Source organism: Myxococcus sp. CA039A (assembly GCF_013336645.1).
GTDB lineage: Bacteria > Myxococcota > Myxococcia > Myxococcales > Myxococcaceae > Myxococcus > Myxococcus llanfairpwllgwyngyllgogerychwyrndrobwllllantysiliogogogochensis.
Window position 1 is genome coordinate 1 of sequence record NZ_JABUMQ010000244.1, and the last position, 17747, is coordinate 17747.

Sequence of the window (17747 nt, forward strand, 5' to 3'; positions counted from 1 at the left end):
CCCTTCGGCTTCTCGCCGCCTCCGCCGCCTCCTCCCGCGCCACAGCGCCTGGGAGACACCGAGCGGGAGAAGCTCCGCGCCCAGCTGCGCGCGGGAACGCTCGATGACCAGTTCGTGGATGTGGAGACGAGCGACAGCGGGCAGACGTTCATGCGCGGCTTCTCCGGCCAGGGCATGGAGGAGATTGGCGTCAACCTGCAGGACCTCTTCAAGAACATGCCGGGCATGAGCAAGACGCGCCGACGTCGCGTGCGCGTGCCGGAGGCGCTCCAACTGCTGCGTCAGGAAGAGGCCCAGAAGCTGGTGGACCCGGACCGCGTGCAGCGCGAGGCCGTGGTGCGCGCCGAGTCGAGTGGCATCGTCTTCATCGACGAAATCGACAAGATCGCCAGCCGCGAGGGCGCCAAGGGCAGCAGCGGCCCGGACGTCTCGCGCGAGGGCGTGCAGCGAGACATCCTCCCCATCGTCGAGGGCTCCACCGTCAACACCAAGTACGGCATGGTGAAGACGGACCACATGCTCTTCATCGCGGCGGGCGCGTTCCACGTCTCCAAGCCCAGCGACCTGATTCCCGAGCTGCAGGGGCGCTTCCCCATCCGCGTGGAGCTGGAGGCGCTCTCCGGTGACGACCTCATCCGCATCCTCCGCGAGCCGAAGAACTCCCTCCTGCGCCAGTACACCGCGCTCCTCCACACCGAGGGCGTGCGCCTGTCCTTCACCGACGACGCGGTGACGGAGCTGGCGCGCATCGCCCAGCAGGCGAACGAGCGCACGCAGAACATCGGTGCTCGCCGCCTGCACACCGTGCTGGAGCGACTGCTCGACGAGGTGTCCTTCTCCGCCAGTGAGCTGGGGCCCCGCGACTTCCAGGTGGACGGCAATTATGTGCGTGAGCGCCTGAGTTCCATCGTCCAGGACGAGGACCTGTCGCGCTACATCCTCTAGCGCGGTATATGGCGCGCTCGCAGCCGTTCCCCCACCACCAAGGAAGGTAGACACCCTTGCCGCAGCCCGTGCCCTCCGCCGCCGCCTCGACTTCCAACGACACCCTCATCTCCAAGGCCAAGAGCCACCTGCTGCAGAACTACAAGCAGCAGCCCATCGTCCTGGTCAAAGGTCGGGGTACGCGCGTGTGGGACGCGGACGGTCGTGAGTATCTGGACCTCATCGGCGGCGTGGCGACGTGCGCGCTCGGACACTGTCATCCGGACCTGGTGGCGGCGGCGCACGCGCAGCTGGACTCGCTGTGGCACGTGTCGAACGCGTTCTACTCGCAGCCGCAGATCGACCTGGCGGCGCAGCTGTGTGAGTGGAGTGGGTTCGAGCGCGCCTTCTTCTGCAACTCCGGCGCGGAGGCCAACGAGGCGCTGCTGAAGCTGGCCCGCAAGGTGATGAAGGACCGGGGCACGCCGGAGCGCTACGAGGTCATCACCTTCGAGCGCAGCTTCCACGGCCGCACCCTGGCCACCGTCACGGCCACGGGACAGCCGAAGTACCACGCGGGCTTCGAGCCGCTGCCGGCCGGCTTCCACCACGTGCCGTACGGTGACGTGGAGGCGGTCCGCCGCGCCGTGGGTCCGGCCACCGCCGCCATCCTGGTGGAGCCCATCCAGGGGGAGGGTGGGGTGCGTCTGGCCCCCGAGGGCTTCCTCAAGGGGCTGCGCGCGCTGTGCGACGAGAAGGGCCTGTTGCTCCTCGTCGACGAAATCCAGACGGGCATGGGTCGCACCGGCATCCCCTTCGGCTTCATGCGCGAGGGCATCCGGCCGGACGCCATCAGCATGGCGAAGGCGCTGGGCAACGGTCTGCCCATTGGCGCCATGTTGTGCCGCGAGGACGTGGGCGCGAGCCTGTCCCCGGGCAGCCACGGCTCGACGTTCGGCGGCAACCTGGTGGCCGCCGCCGCCGCCAACGCCGCCCTCAAGGTCATCCGCCAGCCGGGCTTCCTGGACGAAGTGACGGCCAAGGGTGCGTACTTCCTGGGCCGGCTGCGGGAAATCCAGGGCAAGCTTCCCCCGGGTCGCGTCGTCGAGGTCCGAGGACAGGGCCTGCTGGTGGGCCTGGAAGTGGACCGGGAGGCGCCCCAGGTGCTCGCCAGGCTGCGCGAGGCCGGGGTGCTGGGCAACGCGGCGGGTGACCGGACGGTCCGTTTCGCCCCTCCGTTCACTGTCACCCGGGAGGAGTTGGATCAGAGCCTCGCCATCATCGAGCGGGTGCTGATGGCCCTCTGAGGCCGATTTTCCGCCGGATGGAGCCTGGGCGGGGGCACTGGGTGTTTGACGCCCCGCGTCCCCCAAACCTAGGCTCGACCTTTCGGCAACCCATTCGTGGACCGTCCTGTGAGCGCGCCAAATACGATTGTCGGCCTGGGGGCCCGGACGGACCACATCGCCACGGTGCCCAATCTGGACTTCGCTCGCCTCCAGCTCTCGTCGGAGGAAGCGTCCGTCCTGTCGCTTGTCGGCAGGGTGGAGCGCATCGACCAGGTGTTGTCACGCTCTACCCTGGGTGAAGCACGCACCATCGCCGTGCTGCTCGCCCTGCGGGCCAAGGGGGCCATCGTCCCCGCGCGCGTGGTGCAGAAGAACCAGCCCGCTCCCGCAGTGGACGCCGCGCTGGCCGAGGAAGTGGACCTGGAGCCGGAGCGGAAGAAGGAGATCATCGACCTGGAGCGTGCGCTGGACGGGTTGGATCACTTCGCCGTCCTCGGATTGCGCCCTGGTGCTCCGGCCGCCGAGGTGAAGCAGGCGTACTACAACGCGTCCCGCCGCTATCACCCGGACCGCTACTTCGGAAAGAACCTGGGCAGCTTCCGCGCGCGCATGGAGCGCATCTTCCGGAGGCTCACGGACGCCCACAACATCCTCACCCAGCAGGACAAGCGGGACGCGTACCTCAAGGCACACCCGGCGCTCGCGACGGCTTCCGTGGCCGCCGCGACCCCCGCGCCCGCGCCCGTGCCGGTGATGGATCCCACCCAGGAGCTGATGCCCTTCGCTCCCACTCCGCGTCCGGCGCGCCTCTCGTCCCCGCTGCAGGCGTCCGCCCCGTCGACGCCACCTCCGGTGCAGGACGCGGAGTCGGAGGCACGCAGGGCGGAGCGGCAGGCGCGGCTCGCTCGGCACCCGTACATGGCGCGCAACGTGCGGCTGTCGGAGCTGGTGGCGCGCGGCAAGGCGGCCATCGCCCGAGGCGACTGGGAGCGGGCCTACCAGGACTTCCACCAGGTCCAGACGTTGGACCCGAAGAACCGCGAGGTGACGACGCTGCTGACGGAGGCGCGCCGCCGCCACGACGAACAGCGTGGGGCCATCGAGCTGGCGCGCGGGCGGGAACTGGAGCAGCACGGCGATACCGTGGGGGCGCTCGCGGCCTATCGGCTGGCGTATTCCCTGGATGGGCAGAACCCGGAGGCCGCCTTCCGTGCGGCCAGACTGGGACTCCAGCAGGGCCAGGACGTGGGCGAGGTTCGCTCGCTGGCACAGCGCGCCGTGGACCTGCAGGGAGGGCGAATCGAGCACCATTTGTTGCTGGGACGGGTGCTCGCCGACGCGGGATCGAAGAAACTGGCCAAGCGGGTCTTCGAAGATGCAGCGAAGTTGGATCCGGACAATGCCGAGGCCAAGGCGGCGCTCAAGAAGCTGCGCTGGACGTTCTAGGATGAGCACGCTCTCTCATGGCTGATCCCGAACCCCTCATTGGCATCGACCTGGGGACGACGAACAGCATCGTCGCCACCGTCCAGGACGGGCAGCCCGTCGTCATCAAGAACCGCACGGGCCAGGCGCTTACGCCGTCGGTCATCGCCGTGTCCAAGAACGGCAAGCGACTGGTGGGTGGCATCGCCAAGCGTCAGGCCATCACCAACCCGCAGGAGACGGTGTACGCGGCCAAGCGGCTCATCGGCCGGAAGTTCTCCTCGCACGAGGTGCAGGACGCGCTGCGCTCGTTGCCCTACGAGGTGGTGCCGGGGCAGCACGATGACCTGCGCATCCGCATGGGCGGCAAGGACATGTCGGTTCCGGAGATCAGCGCCATGATCCTCCAGGAGCTGAAGGCGGACGCGGAGGCGCACTTCGGCAGGCCGGTGAGCAAGGCCGTCGTCACGGTGCCGGCGTACTTCAACGACGCCCAGCGGCAGGCCACCAAGGACGCGGGGCGCATCGCCGGGTTGGACGTGCTGCGCATCATCAACGAGCCCACCGCGGCGGCGCTGGCGTATGGCTTCAGCCGCACCGTGAATGGCCGCGTGGCCGTGTTGGACCTGGGCGGCGGCACGTTCGACGTGTCGGTGCTGGAGATCAACCAGGGTGTCTTCGACGTGGTGGGCACCGGCGGCGACACGTACCTGGGGGGCGAGGACTGGGACAACCGCATCATCGAGTGGCTCGTCTTCGGCTTCGCGAAGGAGCACGGCATCGACCTGCGCAAGGACCGCATGGCGTTGCAGCGGCTCAAGGACGCGGCGGAGAAGGCGAAGGTGGAGCTGTCGAGCGTGAAGGAGACGCAGCTCAACCTTCCGTTCATCAGCACGCCTCCCGGGGGCGGCGCCGCGCTGCACCTGCAGGCCGCGTTGTCCCGCGAGAAGCTGGATGACCTGACGGCGGACCTGGCCGAGCGCGTGGTGGGCATCACCACGGAGGTGCTGGGCGAGGCGGGTGTGCGGGCCTCGGAGCTGAAGGAAGTCATCCTCGTCGGTGGCATGTCGCGCATGCCCAAGATTGTCGAGGCGGTGCGCGGCTACTTCCGACGTGAGCCGTGCAAGGGCGTGCATCCGGACGAGGTGGTGGCGCTGGGCGCCGCGGTGCAGGCGCACGCGCTGGTGGCGCAGGAGGGCGAGCTGCTGCTCCTGGACGTCACGCCGCAGAGCCTGGGGGTGGCCATCGCCGGCGGCTACGTGCGGCGCATCATCCCGAAGAACACGACGGTGCCCACGTCGGCCACGGAGGTCTTCGCGACGTCGAAGGACTTCCAGCGGCTGGTGAAGATCATGGTGCTCCAGGGCGAGCACGAGCTGGCGCACCAGAACGAGCTGCTGGGCGAGTTCGTCCTCACCGGTCTGCGCGAGGCACCTCGGGGGCAGGTGGAAATCGAGGTGACGTTCGACATCAACGCGGAGGGCATCGTCTCCGTCTCCGCGCGCGACAGGGAGACGGGCCTGCGCCAGTCCATCACCGTCACCGCGTCCAGTGGACTCACCGAGGAGGAGCTCAAGCGCATCATGGATGAGCAGCGCGGCTACCTCATGGCCGCGCGCATCTCCGAGGAACTCAAGGTCAAGCGCATGGAGCTGGACTCGCTCGCGCGCGACGTCATGGATGCGCTGACGCGAGCGAGGCTGTTGCCCGGGGGTGGTGGGCTTCCCGCCGACGCGGTGCCTCGCGCGGAGCAGGTGCTGGAACATGCGCGGCAGGTCCGCGCGGGTGAGGACGTGGGGGCGCTGGGCCGCGCGTGTGAGCTGCTCACGGGATGTCTGACCCAGCTCAAGGGCCCGTCACGCAGTGGCATGGGGCGATAGATGAGCACCCAGCGCGCCAACCAGCTCGTCGAGGCGGGACTGTGGCTGCGCCTGAGTGGCGACGCCCAGGGTGCGCAGAAGCTGTTCGAGCGGGCGCTCGTGCTGGACCCCGACAATGTCCGGGCGCGCGAATCCCTGGCCGCGCTGGAGACCCCATTCGGACGGAGTAGCCCGTTCGCGGGGGCATCGGCGGATGCGTCCACGCGAGGCACGCCGCTGCCCTCGCTGGATGGCGACTGGGGCGCGTGGGCCGAAGGCGAGGGCCATCCGCTGGACGAAGAGGACGAGGAGCGTTCTCCCAGCGTGCTGATTCCAGAGGGCGACGGACCTCCACCGGGAGGTGACGTGCTGGACCTGCTCTCGCGCGATGAGCCCACCACGCAGGAGTACGGCGTCCCCGAGGGTGACACGGACGAGTTCGGTGTCCCCGTCACGGAGAGCGAGCTGGAGCGGTTGCTGCGCGGCGCGGCCGACCTGCTGGAGCTGGATGACCACTCGGGCGCGGTGGACCTGTTGTTCAAGGCGCAGGAGCTGGCGCCGGGAGACCCGCGCGTGGATGTGCTGCTCATCCGCAGCGAGCGCATGCTGATGGCCATGCTGGAGTCGAAGCTGGGCGACCTGGGCCGTGTGCCCCGCGTGCGTCTCCAGCCGGACGACATCATCTGGCTCAGCCTGGACCACCGCGCGGGCTTCGTGCTCGCGCAGATTGATGGCGCCGTGACGTTCGAGGACCTCTTCTCGCTGTCCGGGATGACGCGGCTGGATACCGCCCGCATCCTCGCCCAGCTCCTCGACGAAGGCGTCATCGCCGCCGCCTGACCTCCCTCGAAGCCGGGTCCACGCAGGCGCGCCTTTTTCAGGTCGATTGACAGGGTCCTGTCATGATGACAGGTTATTTCTTGTTTGCGCGTGAGTCGAGGCCACTCCTGGGCCCGCGTCGCGCGGGAGGCACACACCCATGAAGCATGACGCCAGCATTCCGGCGCTGCCCTGTGTCGCGCTCGAACCGACGCTCGAGTTCTATGGGCTGCTGGGCTTCGAGGTGACGTACCAGCAGCGCCTGCCGAATCCCTACGCGGCGACGCGGCGTGGAGGGGCCCAGCTCCACTTCTTTGGCGTGAAGGGGTTGGACCCGCTGGCGGCCTATAGCTGCTGTCTCATCATCGTCGACGAAGTCGAGGAGCTGCACGAAGGCTTCGCGGCGGCCCTGCGAAAGACCTACGGCAAGGTGCCCGTGCGAGGCGTGCCGAGAATCACCCGGATGAAGAAGGGGCAGACACGCTTCACCGTCGTCGACCCGTCCGGCAACAGCGTGATGTTCATCCGTCGCGACGAGCCTGGTGGCTACGGTGACGACGAGGACGACTCCGCCACGCTGTTGGGCAAGGCGCTGAAGACCGCCCGGAGGCTGCGTGACTTCAAGAGTGACGACGCGACGGCCGCGAAGGTCCTCGACGCCGCGCTGAAGAAGCCCGATGCCGGCACGCCGCTGGAGCGAGCGCGGGCGCTGGTGGCTCGTGCCGAGCTGGCCGTGGCGCTGGCGGACCTGCCACGCGCGAATCAATCGCTCCGCGAATTCGACGCCCTGGTGCTCCCGGCTTCGGAGCGGGCGTCGCTCGAGGCGGACAGGGCCGCGGTCGACACCCTCATGCGCACCCAGGAGTAGGGCGGGCCCGGGGGCAATGACCCCGAGCCCACGTGCCACGGCTACGCGCGGACGACGCCCGTCCAGACGCCCTTCACCACGACGTCGCCGCGCTGGTTGCGCGACTCCGTGCTGACGACGACGAACTCCTTGCCGGCCTTCACGTAGATGTTCTCGATGCGGCCCGTGGTCGTCATCACGTCGCCGGGGCGCATGACGTCCAGGAACTCCAGCTCCTGTTCACCGTGCACCAGCATCAGCAGATTCACGCCCAGCTCCGGGTCCGCGACGGCCGCGCCGAACGGGCGGATGGCGAAGACGACGGCGAAGCTGGGGAACGCAATCAGGTCGCCGTACGGGCCCTGCTTCGCGGCGGTGTCGTCGTAGAGGAGGGGACTGACGTGCTCAGGCGGCTCGCCCGGTGTGCCGGCGGCGGGATGCGCGCCTCCCACGGCCAGGGTGAACTCGCGCAGCTTCTCCGCGCCAATCGTGTACGTGTACGGGCCGTATTCCCGGCCGATGAAGCGCTTGTCGATGGCCATGGCGACTATCCGATGGAGGCTTCGACGACGGCGCCCTTGAGGACGGCCTCGCCGCGCTGGTTGGTGGCGGTGACTTCCGTGGTGAGCCGGTCCGCTTCGATGGCGGTGACCTTGCCTTCGAACGTCACGACGTCCTCGGGACGAACAGGGCGAGAGAAGCGCACCTTCACCTTGCGGATGCGGCCCGGGTCTCCCACGAAGACGGCGACGGCTTCCACCGCCCAGCCCAGCGTGCAGAGCCCCTGCAAGATGACGCCGTCGAGGCCGGCCACCTTGCCGACCTCCGGGTCGATGTGGATGGGATTGAAGTCCCCGGATGCGCCCGCGTAGTAGATCGGCCGGTACAGGTCGCACTCGCGGACGTGCGTGAAGGTATCGCCTACCTGGAAGGTGCGTGCCATGAGGCCCCCTGATTTAGCACGGAGGCCCCGCTCGCTCACCCCGTCGCGGAGCCCTGGTCCAACGGGTCATCCACTTCAGAGCCTTCTCGGCGCTTGCGGTACTGCTCGCGCACATACGCCACCAACTGGTCCAGGTACGAGGACAGGGGAGGGCAACGCACGCCCGTGCCGTCCAAGAGCTCCAGCGTGTTGTGACAGTTGTAGATGGCCAGATGGTTCACATAGCTGATGGCCGCGCGCTGCGGCCGGGCCAGCTTCTCCAGCACCGGCAGCCGCAGCATGACGTCCGCCGCGCGCGCCGACAGGTTGAAGCGCGGCAGCTTCTTGTTCGCCTTCTCCGCGATGAGCTCGTACACGCGCCGTGCGCTCATCGGGTTCGGGTCCACCAGGTGGAACGTGCGGCCCGCGGCGCGAGGGTCCTTCGACAAGCGCCACACCGCCTCCACCACGTAGTCCACTGGCACCACGTTGAGCGGCGCCACGCCGTTGCCGGGCAGGGGCAGCGGCACGACCAGCGGCGACGTGACGAGCAGGATGCCCAGGTAGTAGGGCCCCTCGAACTTGTCGATCTCCCCCGTGCGCGAATCGCCCACCACGCTGGAGGGCCGGTACACCGTGACGGGCAGGGTGGAGCTGGCGCGCATCACCAACCGCTCGGCCTGGAACTTCGTCTCCTCGTACGGATTGCGGAAGCCCTGGCCGCGGTCCAGCTCGTCCTCGGCGATGACGCCCACGCGGTCGCCGGACACGTAGCAGGTGGAGAAGTGGTTGAAGCGCGCCAGGTGCTCGCAGTCGCGCGCGAGCTCCAGCATGTTGCGCGTGCCGTCCACATTCACGCGCCACGCGGTGTCCTTGGCCACGCCCAACTGCGCCACCGCCGCCAGGTGGAAGATGTCCGTCACCCGTTCGCACAGGCGCTGGTACTCCTCGCCCGACAGGCCCAGGTGCATGTCCACCACGTCGCCGGTGAGCAGCTCCACCGTGGCGCCCTTCAGCTTGGACGCGTGCTTCTGCGCTTCCTTGAGCGCCTTGGGCTGCACCAGCGCGTAGACGTGCCCTTTCGGGTCCTCCCGCGCGATGTGCTCCACCAGCCGCTTGCCGATGAACCCCGGATAGCCGGTGATGAAATACGTCCCAGCACCGGTCTTCTTGCGCGTCTCGCTCATTGCGCGCGGAGCATACTCGCCCGTCAGCCGCGCGCGAGCATGGCGCGCCAGACCGACTCCACTTGCTCCCGGGTGGATGACAGGTCCTGGCTGTTGTCGATGACCCACGTCGCGTGGACCCGCTTGTCGTCCAGGGGGAGCTGGGCGGCCAGCCGCGCCTCGGCGGCCGTCGCATCCAGCCCGTCACGCGCCATCAGCCGCGCTTTTTGCAGGTCCCGGGGCACCCACACCAGCGCCACCCCCTCCATCCACTCGTGCATCCCGGCTTCGATCAGCAGCGGGACGTCGTAGATGACACGCTCCACGCCCCGAGCCGTCAGCGCCTCGAGCTTCTCCATGAAGGCCTCGCGAACGCGAGGGTGGGTGATGGCGTTGAGGGCGGCGCGCTCCGTGTCGTTGCCGAACACGTGCGCGCCCAGCTTCGCTCGGTCCAGGCGGCCGTCGGGGCCCACCACGCCAGGGAAGCGCTCCGCGATGGCGGCGAGGCCCGGCGTGCCCGGCTCGACGACTTCGCGGGCGAGCACGTCCGCGTCGAGCACCTCCGCGCCCAGCTCCCGGAGCATCCGGGTGACGGTGCTCTTTCCGGAACCGATGCCGCCCGTCAGTCCGAAGACGTGCATCCGCGGGCCTACTTCGCGGCCTTCTGCGTGGTGAAGGTGAACGACTGCACCGTCTTGCCGTCCTCGTTGAAGAAGATGGCCAGCCCCAGCTTCGGGTAGAGGAAGTAGGTGCGGAAGTCGTCCGTCAGCTTGCGCTGGTAGCACGGCGCAGAGGGCACGGGGCCGGAGGGGCAGGCGGGGCCGTAGCTCGTCTCGATGGTCTCCTTGTCGATGACGGGCCCGGGGAAGACGTCGATGCGCTCGATGAGTCCCGTGCCGGGGTCCACCTTGAATTGCGCCTGGCTGGTGCCCTTGATGGCCTCCTTGCCGAGGTAGGCGATGGTCTCCTTGCCGTCCTGGCTGACGGTGCGCGAGGGCTCGCCGAACTTCTTGACGACCTCGTCCTTCTTGGTGACGCCGGGCTCCACGCCCTGCCACGGCTTGGCGACAGCGGGGAAGGCGACGGCAATCACGGCGAGCGCAATCAAGGTCCTCATCACGACTTCCTCCCTAATGGAAAGGGCGGGCGGGGCTCAAGCGCTGCCCTCTCTTTTCAACGGACGATTCCGACGGGCATTCAACCACGAGACGCCTTGCCCCGTCCGGGGGGGTCTGCTACTTCGCGAGCCATGCGCGCTCCTGGCTCCAGGATTCTTTCCGTCCTCCTGCTGGCCCTCTGTGGCGCGGCCGGGGCGGCTGATTTCGTCGGCGCTGACAGTTGCAAGGGCTGCCACCCGGAGGCCTACGAGGCGTGGATGCAGTCCAAGCACGCCCGGGCGGTGAGTTCCCTCTCCGAGCAGCAGCAGAAGGACGGCCGCTGCCTGTCGTGCCACTCACCGGACCAGGTGGCGCAGACGCAGGCCAGTGTGAGCTGCGAGACATGTCACGGCGGCGGCCAGTACTACTCGCCCGAGTACGTGATGAAGGACCCGGAGCTGGCGCGCCTGGTGGGGTTGGTGGACCCGTCCGAGAAGCAGTGCCGCTCCTGCCACGACGCCTCCTCGCCCTCCTTGCGGCCGTTCGACTTCAAGGAGTCGCTCAAGGCCATTGACCACTGGTCGGCCGAACGCGCCCGTCGCGCGGCCCGGACCGAGGCCCCGGCCACTCCCCCCTCCACCGCGAAGAAATAGTCGATTGATCAAGATTCTGGACGCCCGTTTCGTCGTCACCGCGGTGGAGCCCAAGGGCTACCCGCAGGGACATACCGCCGAGGTGGCCTTCGTTGGCCGCTCCAACGTCGGTAAGTCCTCCATGATCAACACCCTCACCGGCCGCAAGAAGCTGGTGCGCGTGTCGAACACCCCGGGCCGTACCCGGACGCTCAACTTCTTCGACGTGGACCTGGAGCGCGGCACCTTCCGCCACCAGGTGCGCCTGTGTGACTTGCCGGGCTACGGCTTCGCCCGCGCGAGCAAGGCGGACAAGGCCCAGTGGGAGCAGATGATCACCACCTACCTCGAGAAGCGGCATCGGCTCGAAGTGGTCGTGAGCATCATCGACGCGGAGGTCGGCCCGACGCCGGATGACCTGGCCACGCTCGACTATCTGCAATCCCACAAGCGCAAGGTGCTGGTGGTGGCCACGAAGATCGACCGGCTCACCAAGGCCAAGACGCTGCCCCGGCTCCAGGAGCTGTCGCGTCAGCTGGACCTGCCCATGGAGGCGATTCTTCCGTTCTCCTCGACGGAGCGGCGGGGCGTGGACGAGGTCTGGGGCGCGCTCCTGGACACCTTCGGCAAGGCCTCTCGCGTTTGAGCCCAGGCTCCGGTACCCCGGGGCTCCATCGTCTAGTCGCCGCTCTCCGTGGCGTTCCCCTCCCGACGAGGGAGGCGCTGTGGTAGGCACGGCGCCGTGTCCTCCGAGAACGGCAAGGGTAATGGCAGGGATTCGCAGCTCGCCCTGCGCGAGTTGCAGCAGCAGTTGATGAGGCTGTCACCCCGGAGGCGCATGGACGCGCTTCTGGAGGGAGCGGATGCACAGGCGTTGGTGCGCGCCCTGCCTCCGGAGAGCCTCTACGTCACCATCCAGGAAGTGGGGCTCGAGGACGCGACGGAGCTGGTGCAGCTCGCGTCGCCCGGCCAGTTCCGCGCCTTCGTGGACCTGGGCGCGTGGAAGCGCGACAAGCTGGACTCGCACGCCGTGCTGACGTGGCTGCGCGCCGCGCGCGGCGGCTTCGATGACACCCCGGAGTTCCTGCGCAAGCTGCACGCGGTGGACATGGAGGTGCTCGAGTACCTGCTGCACGAACTGGTCGCCGTGCATGACCTGGAGGAGAACCCGGACGTCAACCCGCAGGGGGTGACGCTGGAGACTCCGGAGGGTCGCTACCTGGTCGAAATCAAGGCCGAGGGCGCGGAGATGTCCGCGGTGCGCGCGCTCGTCACCGACCTCATCGCGGAGAACCCCTTCGAGGCCGTGCGCCTGCTGGAGGCCGTGCGCTGGGAGGTTCCCGCCGAGCTGGAGGAGACGGCCTTCCAGTTCCGCAAGGCGCGTCTGCTCGATTTGGGCTTCCCGACGCTGGAGGACGCGATGGCCCTCTTCAGCCGCGTGGACGTTCCGTCGCGTCGGCCCTCGAGTACGTCAACCCCGGCGGCGCTGACGGCGTCCCAGGGCCACGTGGACTACCTGGCGGCGGCGTTCCGGGGACTGACGGAGGTCGAACGTCAGAACGCGGAGGACGAACTGGCGGGCGTGGCCAACGCGGCGTTGGTGGCGGAGCTCGCGGACCCCGGCGACCTGGACGCCGTGCGCCGGGTCGGCGAGATGGTGCGGGACTACCTCTCGCTCGGGCTGGAGCACCTGACGGGGGCGGACCCCTCGCAGGCCACCGAGGTGCTGCGCGACACGCCCCTGCGGCGCATCTTCCAGACGGGCTTCACGCTGACGCTCCAGCTCAAGTTCCGCGCGGACCGGCTGGCGAAGTCGCCGGGAGCGGTGGTGGACGGCGTGCTGCTGGTGCTGCCGGAGGAGGCCGCCGCGCTGGAGGCGCTGCGCCGCAAGCGGCCCCGTCGCGCGCTGAAGGTGGAGGGCGCGGAGCCGGTGCCGTTCCGCTCGCTGCGCGAAGTCGCCGCCAGCGAGGCCGTGCTGGCGCGCGCGGAGGCCCAGGTGGAGGTCTTCCGGGGCGTGCTGGGTGGCACGCCGGAGTCCGCGCTCGAGGCCGTGGCCCGCTTCGGTGTTCCGTTGGAGACACTTGGCGTGGAGCGCCTCTTCGCCGCCGTGGTCGCCATGGCGGTGCTGGAGGCCCGGCCGGACGCCCGCCCGGTGCCGCTGGGCCGCACGGTGGAGCTGGGCCAGCGCCTCTTCGAGGGCACCCCCCAGGCCCCGCGCCTGCTCGACTCCGCCTCCGTGCGCGCCCTGTCGGGCCTGGAGGGCGCGGTGGCCCCGGAGGCTCGCGCGGAGCTGCGCCGCATGGTGGGTGTGACGCTCATGCGGCTGTTGTCGGAGCTGGGCGCGGCGTGGCTGGAGGACGCGAAGTGGAGTCCCGTCGCGTCCGAAGTCCTGCCCATGGAGAGCCACCCGGTGCCGTAGCTTTTTCAGTCCGGGAGGGCCTCCGGCTTCCGGGGGCCTTCCGGCCTGTGGAGATCCGGGCCTTTGCGAGCCCGGACCCTGGCACGCCCTCTGCTACTGCGTGGCGCACGCGAAGCTGTACGCGCGTGAACTGCCAGAGGAGGAGGGACATGGTGCCGGGAGAGCAGGGGCAGCGCCGTGACGTGTGGGCCTTCTATGCGCTGACCGCATTCGCCGCGGTGATGTACGCGGTGCCGGGTGAGTGGATCCCCGTGCTGGCGCCGCTTCGGTTGGCGCTGCTGACGTCAGTGGTGGCCGCGGGGTTGATGGTGATTCGGAGGTTGGGGCGCGCGGAGCCGCTCTACCTGGATGGCGCGCGGGGCTGGGGGCTCATCGGCTTCTCCTGCCTGGCGGTGCTGTCCGTGTCGTGGGCGGTGAACGCGGAGGTGGCCCGCTACACGGGCATGGAGCTGTTGAAGCTGACGGCCATCTACCTCACCGTCGTCAACGTCATCTCCAGTGGGCGCAGGCTCGCCGTCGTGTGCGGGTCCATTGTCCTGGCCTCCGTGGTGACGTCCATTGGCGTCATCAACTGGTACGTGGTGGGGGAGAACCTGGTGGAGGGCTTCCGCGCGCGCTGGGTGGGCGTGTACGCGGACCCGAACCACATGGCCATGAACCTGGTGCTGGTGGTGCCGCTCGCGGTGGCCTTCGTGGCCCGCAAGGGCTCGCCCTGGGTGTGGCGGGTGGCGTGCCTGCTGGCGGCGGTGCTGGCGGTGGTGGCCATCGTCCTGTCGCACTCGCGCGGTGGCTTCATCGGCCTGTCCGTCGCCATGGGCCTGTGGGCCTTCCGTGAGAAGCGCCGCATCCAGGCCATCGTCGTGGGCGCGCTCTTCGTGATGGGCCTGGTCGTCTTCGCGCCGGAGAGCTTCTGGGCCCGCAACGAGACGGTGGCGGCCTTCCACGAGGATGCGTCCGCGATGGGCCGCGTCTACGCGTGGCAGGTGGCCAGCCGCATCAGCCTGGACCGGCCGCTGCTGGGGGTGGGCGCGGGCAGCTTCCGCTACGCGTGGGCGGAGTACGCGCCTCCAGAAGCGCGGCGCGCGTACGTGGCGCACAACATCTTCCTGGACGTCGTGGGAGAGCTGGGCTGGGTGGGCCTGGCGCTCTTCATGATGTTCGCGGGAGGCGCGTCCGGAGGCGCCTTCACCGCATCACGCAGTCGAGAGGTGGGCTGGATTGCACGGGCGCTGTCCGCGTCCGTGGCGGGCTACCTGACGTGTGACTTGTTCTCCGGATACATCCTCTCCGCTCACTGCTACGTGCTCTTCGGCCTGGCTGCCGCGGCGCACCGCATCGCCCGCGCGGCGGAGGTGACGGAGACGGTGGGCATCCCGGACGGACAGGCGCCTGTCGGGCCCGTGGGGGCGTGGGAGGGGTCGGGACATGCGGCGTGAGGACGTGAAGATGGGGGCCAGGCCACTGCGCCTGGTGCAGTTCACCCGGTCGTTCCACATTGGCGGCACGGAGGTGCAGGTGCTGGAGCTGCTGCGGGGCCTTCCCCCCAGCTACCAGCTCCAGGTCTCCGTACTGGAGGACGCGGGGCCGTTGATGGGCGCGGTGTGGAAGCTGGGCTACGTGGCGGAGACGTTTCCCCTGAAGGGCTCCGTCGCGCAGGCCAACACCGCGTACCAGGTGATGCGCATGGCCCGGTGGCTGAAGACCAACCGCGTGGACCTGGTCCACGTGCACGACTTCTACTCCACGCTCATCGCCGTGCCGGCCGCGAAGCTCGCTGGGACGAAGGTCATCGTCGGACGGTTGGACCTGTCCCACTGGCAGGGCAGCGCGCGGCGCGCGGTGCACTCGCGGCTGACGGCCATGGCGGACCACGTCGTCGCCAACGCGGAGGCCATCCGCCGGATGCTGGTGGAAGAGGAGGGCCTGCCCGCCTCCCGCGTCTCCGTCATCCACAACGGCCTGGACCTGGCCCGCTTCGACGCGCGGATGCGCGAGGGCCTCAAGTCCCCGCTGCCCGACACCGGCGACGCGCCCGTCATCGTCCACGTCGCCAACATGAACCACCCGGTGAAGCGCCAGGAGGACCTGCTGCTGGCGCTCGCCATGCTCCACCACGGAGGCACGCCGCTGCATGCCTTCCTCGTGGGTGACGGGCCCCGCCGCAAGAGCCTGGAGAAGCTGGCCGCGGAGCTGGGCGTGTCGGACACCGTGCACTTCCTGCGGCACCGCACGGACGTCGCCGCCATCTACGCGCGCGCCACCCTGGGCGTGCTGTGCTCCAGCGCGGAGGGCATGTCCAACGCCGTCATGGAGGGCATGGCCGCTGGCCTCCCCATGGTGGTGACGCGGGTGGGGGGGAACACCGACCTCGTCCGCGACGGCGAGCGCGGCCTCGTCGTCCCCGCCGAGCGCCCGGCGCAGCTCGCGCAGGCCTTCAACCAGCTGCTCTCGAGCCCGGAGAAGGCCAAGCGAATGGGCCGCGCGGCCCGGGACTTCGTCGCCCGCGAGCTGTCCCTGGAGCGGCTGATCCGCCTCCATGACGCGCTGTATCAACGCGTGGTCCACGGCCCCTGAGGGCATGTCAGACCGGCGTGGATACTTCGCGTCGTTGGCCGGCAATGGGGCGCCGGCTCGTCCGTAGGTGGGGTGTTCACACCCTACCTCGGAGCACCCTTCATGCTGCTGCCCCTCCTGGCCGTGCTGGCCTCCGCCGCCCCGACGACGCAGACCTGGAAGTTCGACACGGATGGAACTCCCCAGGTCCATCTTTCCAATGTTAATGGCGCGGTCCGCGTAGATGCGGTAGACGGGAATAATGTGGTAATCGAAGCGGTTCCGGAAAACCCCGACAATTCCCGGAAGCCGTTGGAGGTCGAAGTCACCCAGGACGGCGACGCGGTGCGGGCGAGGGTGTGCTGTGGGCCGTGTGCGGAACGGCAGCAGTCATGCCGGGCGGACCAGGGCACGGTGCGGTTGACGGTGAAGGTGCCGCGCGCGTCGGAGCTGGAAGTGTCGGTGGTGAACGGGGCGGTGGTGGTGAAGGGCGTGACGGGGCCGCAGAAGCACGCCACCGTCAACGGCCGTGTGGAAGTGAACGGCTCGGAGCGACGTTTGTCGGTGAGTAGCGTTGAGGGAGAGGTGGTACTGGCTCCCCGGAAGCTCGAGGACACCGAAATCACGACGGTGTCGGGCAACGTCCGGCTGAAGCTGCCGGAGCGAGCGGACGCGCAGGTGGAATTCAGCTCTGTAGGGGGGAGTTTCAACGGGAGCAGCGTCGCCCTGGGTTCGCGGAAGAAGACCTATGGCGCGGGCACCCACGAGGTGGAAGTGAGCACCGTCGGTGGCTCGCTGACCGTCCAGGAATAGCTTTCGAGGCCCGTCTCCCAGTCAGACGGCCCGGGGCGCTCGCCGGTGAAACTCCAAGGCGCCGGCGAGCGCTCACTTTTTTGTCGGGCCCCTTTCGTCCCCACCACCGTGGCGCGAGACGAGGGGCCCCCGGCCGACGGGCCGCTCCCAGGGCGAGCCCCGGCCTTCAGGAAGCGGGCGTGCCGGCGCTCCGGTGCTCCGCGCCAATGGCCTGCGTGACGCTCGTGAAGCCATCTCTCGCGAGCAGGGCGGACAGGGCGGGGAGGATGCGGCGCACCATGCCCGGCCCCTCGTAGATGAAGCCCGTGTACACCTGCACCACGGATGCTCCCGCACGCAGCTTCTCGTAGACGTCCTCGGCGGTGAAGACGCCGCCCACGCCGATGATGGCCAGCGCTCCGCCCGAGCGCTGGTACGCGCGGCGGATGACGGCGTTGGCGGCCTCCCGCACGGGAGCGCCGGACAGGCCGCCGGCCTCCTTCGCGAGCGGATGTTCGAAGGGCCGCGCCACCGTGGTGTTGGTGGCGATGAGGCCCGCGAGCTTCTGGGCGCGCACCACGTCCACCACTTCGTCCACGGCCTCGGGCGTCAGGTCCGGGGCAATCTTGAGGAACAGCGGCTTGCCCGGAGCCACGGAGGCCAGACGCTCCTGCACCGCGCCCAGGAGCGCGGAGAGCTGCTCGGGCTCCTGGAGCTTGCGAAGGCCCGGCGTGTTGGGTGACGAGGCGTTGACCACCACGTAGTCGCCCAGGGGCGCGAGCGCGTCCACGCACGCCACGTAGTCGTCCACCGCCCGCTCCAGCGGCGTGTCCTTGTTCTTGCCCACGTTGATGCCCAGCGGGCCGGGGCGCCAGTCGCGTTGGCGCAGGTGGGCCGCGGCCACGGCGGCGCCGTGGTTGTTGAAGCCCATGCGGTTGATGACGGCCTGGTGCTCCGGCAGACGGAACAAGCGGGGCGTCGGGTTGCCCGGCTGGGGGCGGGG

Annotated in this window: 18 protein-coding genes; 12 read left to right on the forward strand and 6 right to left on the reverse strand. The window is 69.3% G+C overall.

Annotated elements, in window-relative coordinates:
- The 6 genes from hslU to HR086_RS32555 form a co-directional block, all read left to right on the forward strand.
- A partial coding sequence (gene hslU, locus HR086_RS32530; protein WP_174467579.1) for an ATP-dependent protease ATPase subunit HslU occupies positions 1 to 945 on the forward strand: 945 nt, incomplete at its 5' end.
- Positions 946 to 1001: 56 nt separating this feature from the next.
- On the forward strand, positions 1002 to 2231 hold the full coding sequence (locus tag HR086_RS32535) for an aspartate aminotransferase family protein (RefSeq protein WP_174467580.1): 1230 nt from the start codon (positions 1002 to 1004) through the stop codon (positions 2229 to 2231).
- A 108-nt stretch (positions 2232 to 2339) separates the two neighbouring features.
- Complete coding sequence (locus tag HR086_RS32540; protein ID WP_174467581.1) at positions 2340 to 3659, forward strand: DnaJ domain-containing protein; 1320 nt, start codon at positions 2340 to 2342, stop codon at positions 3657 to 3659.
- A 17-nt stretch (positions 3660 to 3676) separates the two neighbouring features.
- Entirely contained in the window at positions 3677 to 5518 is a 1842-nt protein-coding gene (dnaK, locus tag HR086_RS32545) for a molecular chaperone DnaK (RefSeq protein WP_141646355.1), read from the forward strand.
- On the forward strand, positions 5519 to 6337 hold the full coding sequence (locus tag HR086_RS32550; RefSeq protein ID WP_141646356.1) for a hypothetical protein: 819 nt from the start codon (positions 5519 to 5521) through the stop codon (positions 6335 to 6337).
- Between the two features lie 139 nt (positions 6338 to 6476).
- The gene (locus HR086_RS32555) at positions 6477 to 7184 is read left to right on the forward strand and encodes a hypothetical protein (protein WP_174455223.1); all 708 of its coding nucleotides are present in this window, start codon (positions 6477 to 6479) and stop codon (positions 7182 to 7184) included.
- A gap of 41 nt (positions 7185 to 7225) precedes the next feature.
- Here the strand turns inward: HR086_RS32555 and HR086_RS32560 are convergent, their stop codons facing one another.
- Genes HR086_RS32560 through HR086_RS32580 form a run of 5 tightly spaced genes read right to left on the reverse strand, consistent with a single transcriptional unit; the run spans position 7226 to position 10368 of the window.
- Positions 7226 to 7705 (reverse strand): MaoC family dehydratase N-terminal domain-containing protein, encoded by a 480-nt coding sequence (locus HR086_RS32560; protein ID WP_174455224.1) that lies wholly within the window; start codon positions 7703 to 7705, stop codon positions 7226 to 7228.
- Between the two features lie 5 nt (positions 7706 to 7710).
- Positions 7711 to 8106, reverse strand: a complete 396-nt coding sequence (locus tag HR086_RS32565; RefSeq protein ID WP_174455225.1) for a MaoC/PaaZ C-terminal domain-containing protein — start codon at positions 8104 to 8106, stop codon at positions 7711 to 7713.
- Between the two features lie 35 nt (positions 8107 to 8141).
- Entirely contained in the window at positions 8142 to 9272 is a 1131-nt protein-coding gene (locus HR086_RS32570; protein WP_174455226.1) for an SDR family oxidoreductase, read from the reverse strand.
- A 23-nt stretch (positions 9273 to 9295) separates the two neighbouring features.
- A complete protein-coding gene (coaE, locus tag HR086_RS32575) occupies positions 9296 to 9892 on the reverse strand; it encodes a dephospho-CoA kinase (RefSeq protein WP_141646360.1) in 597 nt (198 codons plus the stop codon).
- 8 nt (positions 9893 to 9900) lie between these two features.
- The gene (locus HR086_RS32580) at positions 9901 to 10368 is read right to left on the reverse strand and encodes a hypothetical protein (RefSeq protein WP_141646361.1); all 468 of its coding nucleotides are present in this window, start codon (positions 10366 to 10368) and stop codon (positions 9901 to 9903) included.
- A gap of 132 nt (positions 10369 to 10500) precedes the next feature.
- On the opposite strand from HR086_RS32580, the gene HR086_RS32585 reads away from it, so the two are divergent.
- The 6 genes from HR086_RS32585 to HR086_RS48010 all read left to right on the forward strand — a co-directional run bounded on the left by HR086_RS32585 (position 10501) and on the right by HR086_RS48010 (position 16765).
- The gene (locus HR086_RS32585) at positions 10501 to 11001 is read left to right on the forward strand and encodes a cytochrome c3 family protein (RefSeq protein ID WP_141646362.1); all 501 of its coding nucleotides are present in this window, start codon (positions 10501 to 10503) and stop codon (positions 10999 to 11001) included.
- A 4-nt stretch (positions 11002 to 11005) separates the two neighbouring features.
- A complete protein-coding gene (gene yihA, locus HR086_RS32590) occupies positions 11006 to 11626 on the forward strand; it encodes a ribosome biogenesis GTP-binding protein YihA/YsxC (protein WP_141646363.1) in 621 nt (206 codons plus the stop codon).
- 48 nt (positions 11627 to 11674) lie between these two features.
- Positions 11675 to 13399 carry a DUF6178 family protein gene (locus tag HR086_RS32595; protein ID WP_174467582.1) on the forward strand — a complete coding sequence of 575 codons (1725 nt, stop codon included), beginning with the start codon at positions 11675 to 11677 and terminating at the stop codon, positions 13397 to 13399.
- A gap of 149 nt (positions 13400 to 13548) precedes the next feature.
- The gene (gene exoJ, locus HR086_RS32600; protein ID WP_174467583.1) at positions 13549 to 14835 is read left to right on the forward strand and encodes a spore coat polysaccharide polymerase ExoJ; all 1287 of its coding nucleotides are present in this window, start codon (positions 13549 to 13551) and stop codon (positions 14833 to 14835) included.
- Positions 14825 to 15973, forward strand: a complete 1149-nt coding sequence (exoK, locus tag HR086_RS32605) for a spore coat polysaccharide biosynthesis glycosyltransferase ExoK (protein WP_174455229.1) — start codon at positions 14825 to 14827, stop codon at positions 15971 to 15973. Before exoJ ends, exoK begins: the two co-directional genes overlap by 11 nt.
- A gap of 102 nt (positions 15974 to 16075) precedes the next feature.
- Positions 16076 to 16765 (forward strand): DUF4097 family beta strand repeat-containing protein, encoded by a 690-nt coding sequence (locus HR086_RS48010; RefSeq protein WP_217442040.1) that lies wholly within the window; start codon positions 16076 to 16078, stop codon positions 16763 to 16765.
- A 166-nt stretch (positions 16766 to 16931) separates the two neighbouring features.
- Here the strand turns inward: HR086_RS48010 and HR086_RS32615 are convergent.
- Positions 16932 to 17747, reverse strand: an 816-nt coding sequence (locus tag HR086_RS32615; RefSeq protein WP_174467584.1) for a quinone-dependent dihydroorotate dehydrogenase, incomplete at its 5' end; no start/stop codon positions are given.

Bases quoted from the DNA above. Each gene is read 5' to 3' on its own strand.
- coaE (WP_141646360.1), bottom strand. From the start codon at position 9,892: ATGCACGTCTTCGGACTGACGGGCGGCATCGGTTCCGGAAAGAGCACC.
- HR086_RS32580 (WP_141646361.1), bottom strand. From the start codon at position 10,368: ATGAGGACCTTGATTGCGCTCGCCGTGATTGCCGTCGCCTTCCCCGCT.
- exoK (WP_174455229.1), top strand. From the start codon at position 14,825: ATGCGGCGTGAGGACGTGAAGATGGGGGCCAGGCCACTGCGCCTGGTG.
- HR086_RS48010 (WP_217442040.1), top strand. From the start codon at position 16,076: ATGCTGCTGCCCCTCCTGGCCGTGCTGGCCTCCGCCGCCCCGACGACG.
- HR086_RS32570 (WP_174455226.1), bottom strand. From the start codon at position 9,272: ATGAGCGAGACGCGCAAGAAGACCGGTGCTGGGACGTATTTCATCACC.
- HR086_RS32560 (WP_174455224.1), bottom strand. From the start codon at position 7,705: ATGGCCATCGACAAGCGCTTCATCGGCCGGGAATACGGCCCGTACACG.
- dnaK (WP_141646355.1), top strand. From the start codon at position 3,677: ATGGCTGATCCCGAACCCCTCATTGGCATCGACCTGGGGACGACGAAC.
- exoJ (WP_174467583.1), top strand. From the start codon at position 13,549: ATGGTGCCGGGAGAGCAGGGGCAGCGCCGTGACGTGTGGGCCTTCTAT.
- HR086_RS32585 (WP_141646362.1), top strand. From the start codon at position 10,501: ATGCGCGCTCCTGGCTCCAGGATTCTTTCCGTCCTCCTGCTGGCCCTC.
- HR086_RS32565 (WP_174455225.1), bottom strand. From the start codon at position 8,106: ATGGCACGCACCTTCCAGGTAGGCGATACCTTCACGCACGTCCGCGAG.
- HR086_RS32550 (WP_141646356.1), top strand. From the start codon at position 5,519: ATGAGCACCCAGCGCGCCAACCAGCTCGTCGAGGCGGGACTGTGGCTG.
- HR086_RS32555 (WP_174455223.1), top strand. From the start codon at position 6,477: ATGAAGCATGACGCCAGCATTCCGGCGCTGCCCTGTGTCGCGCTCGAA.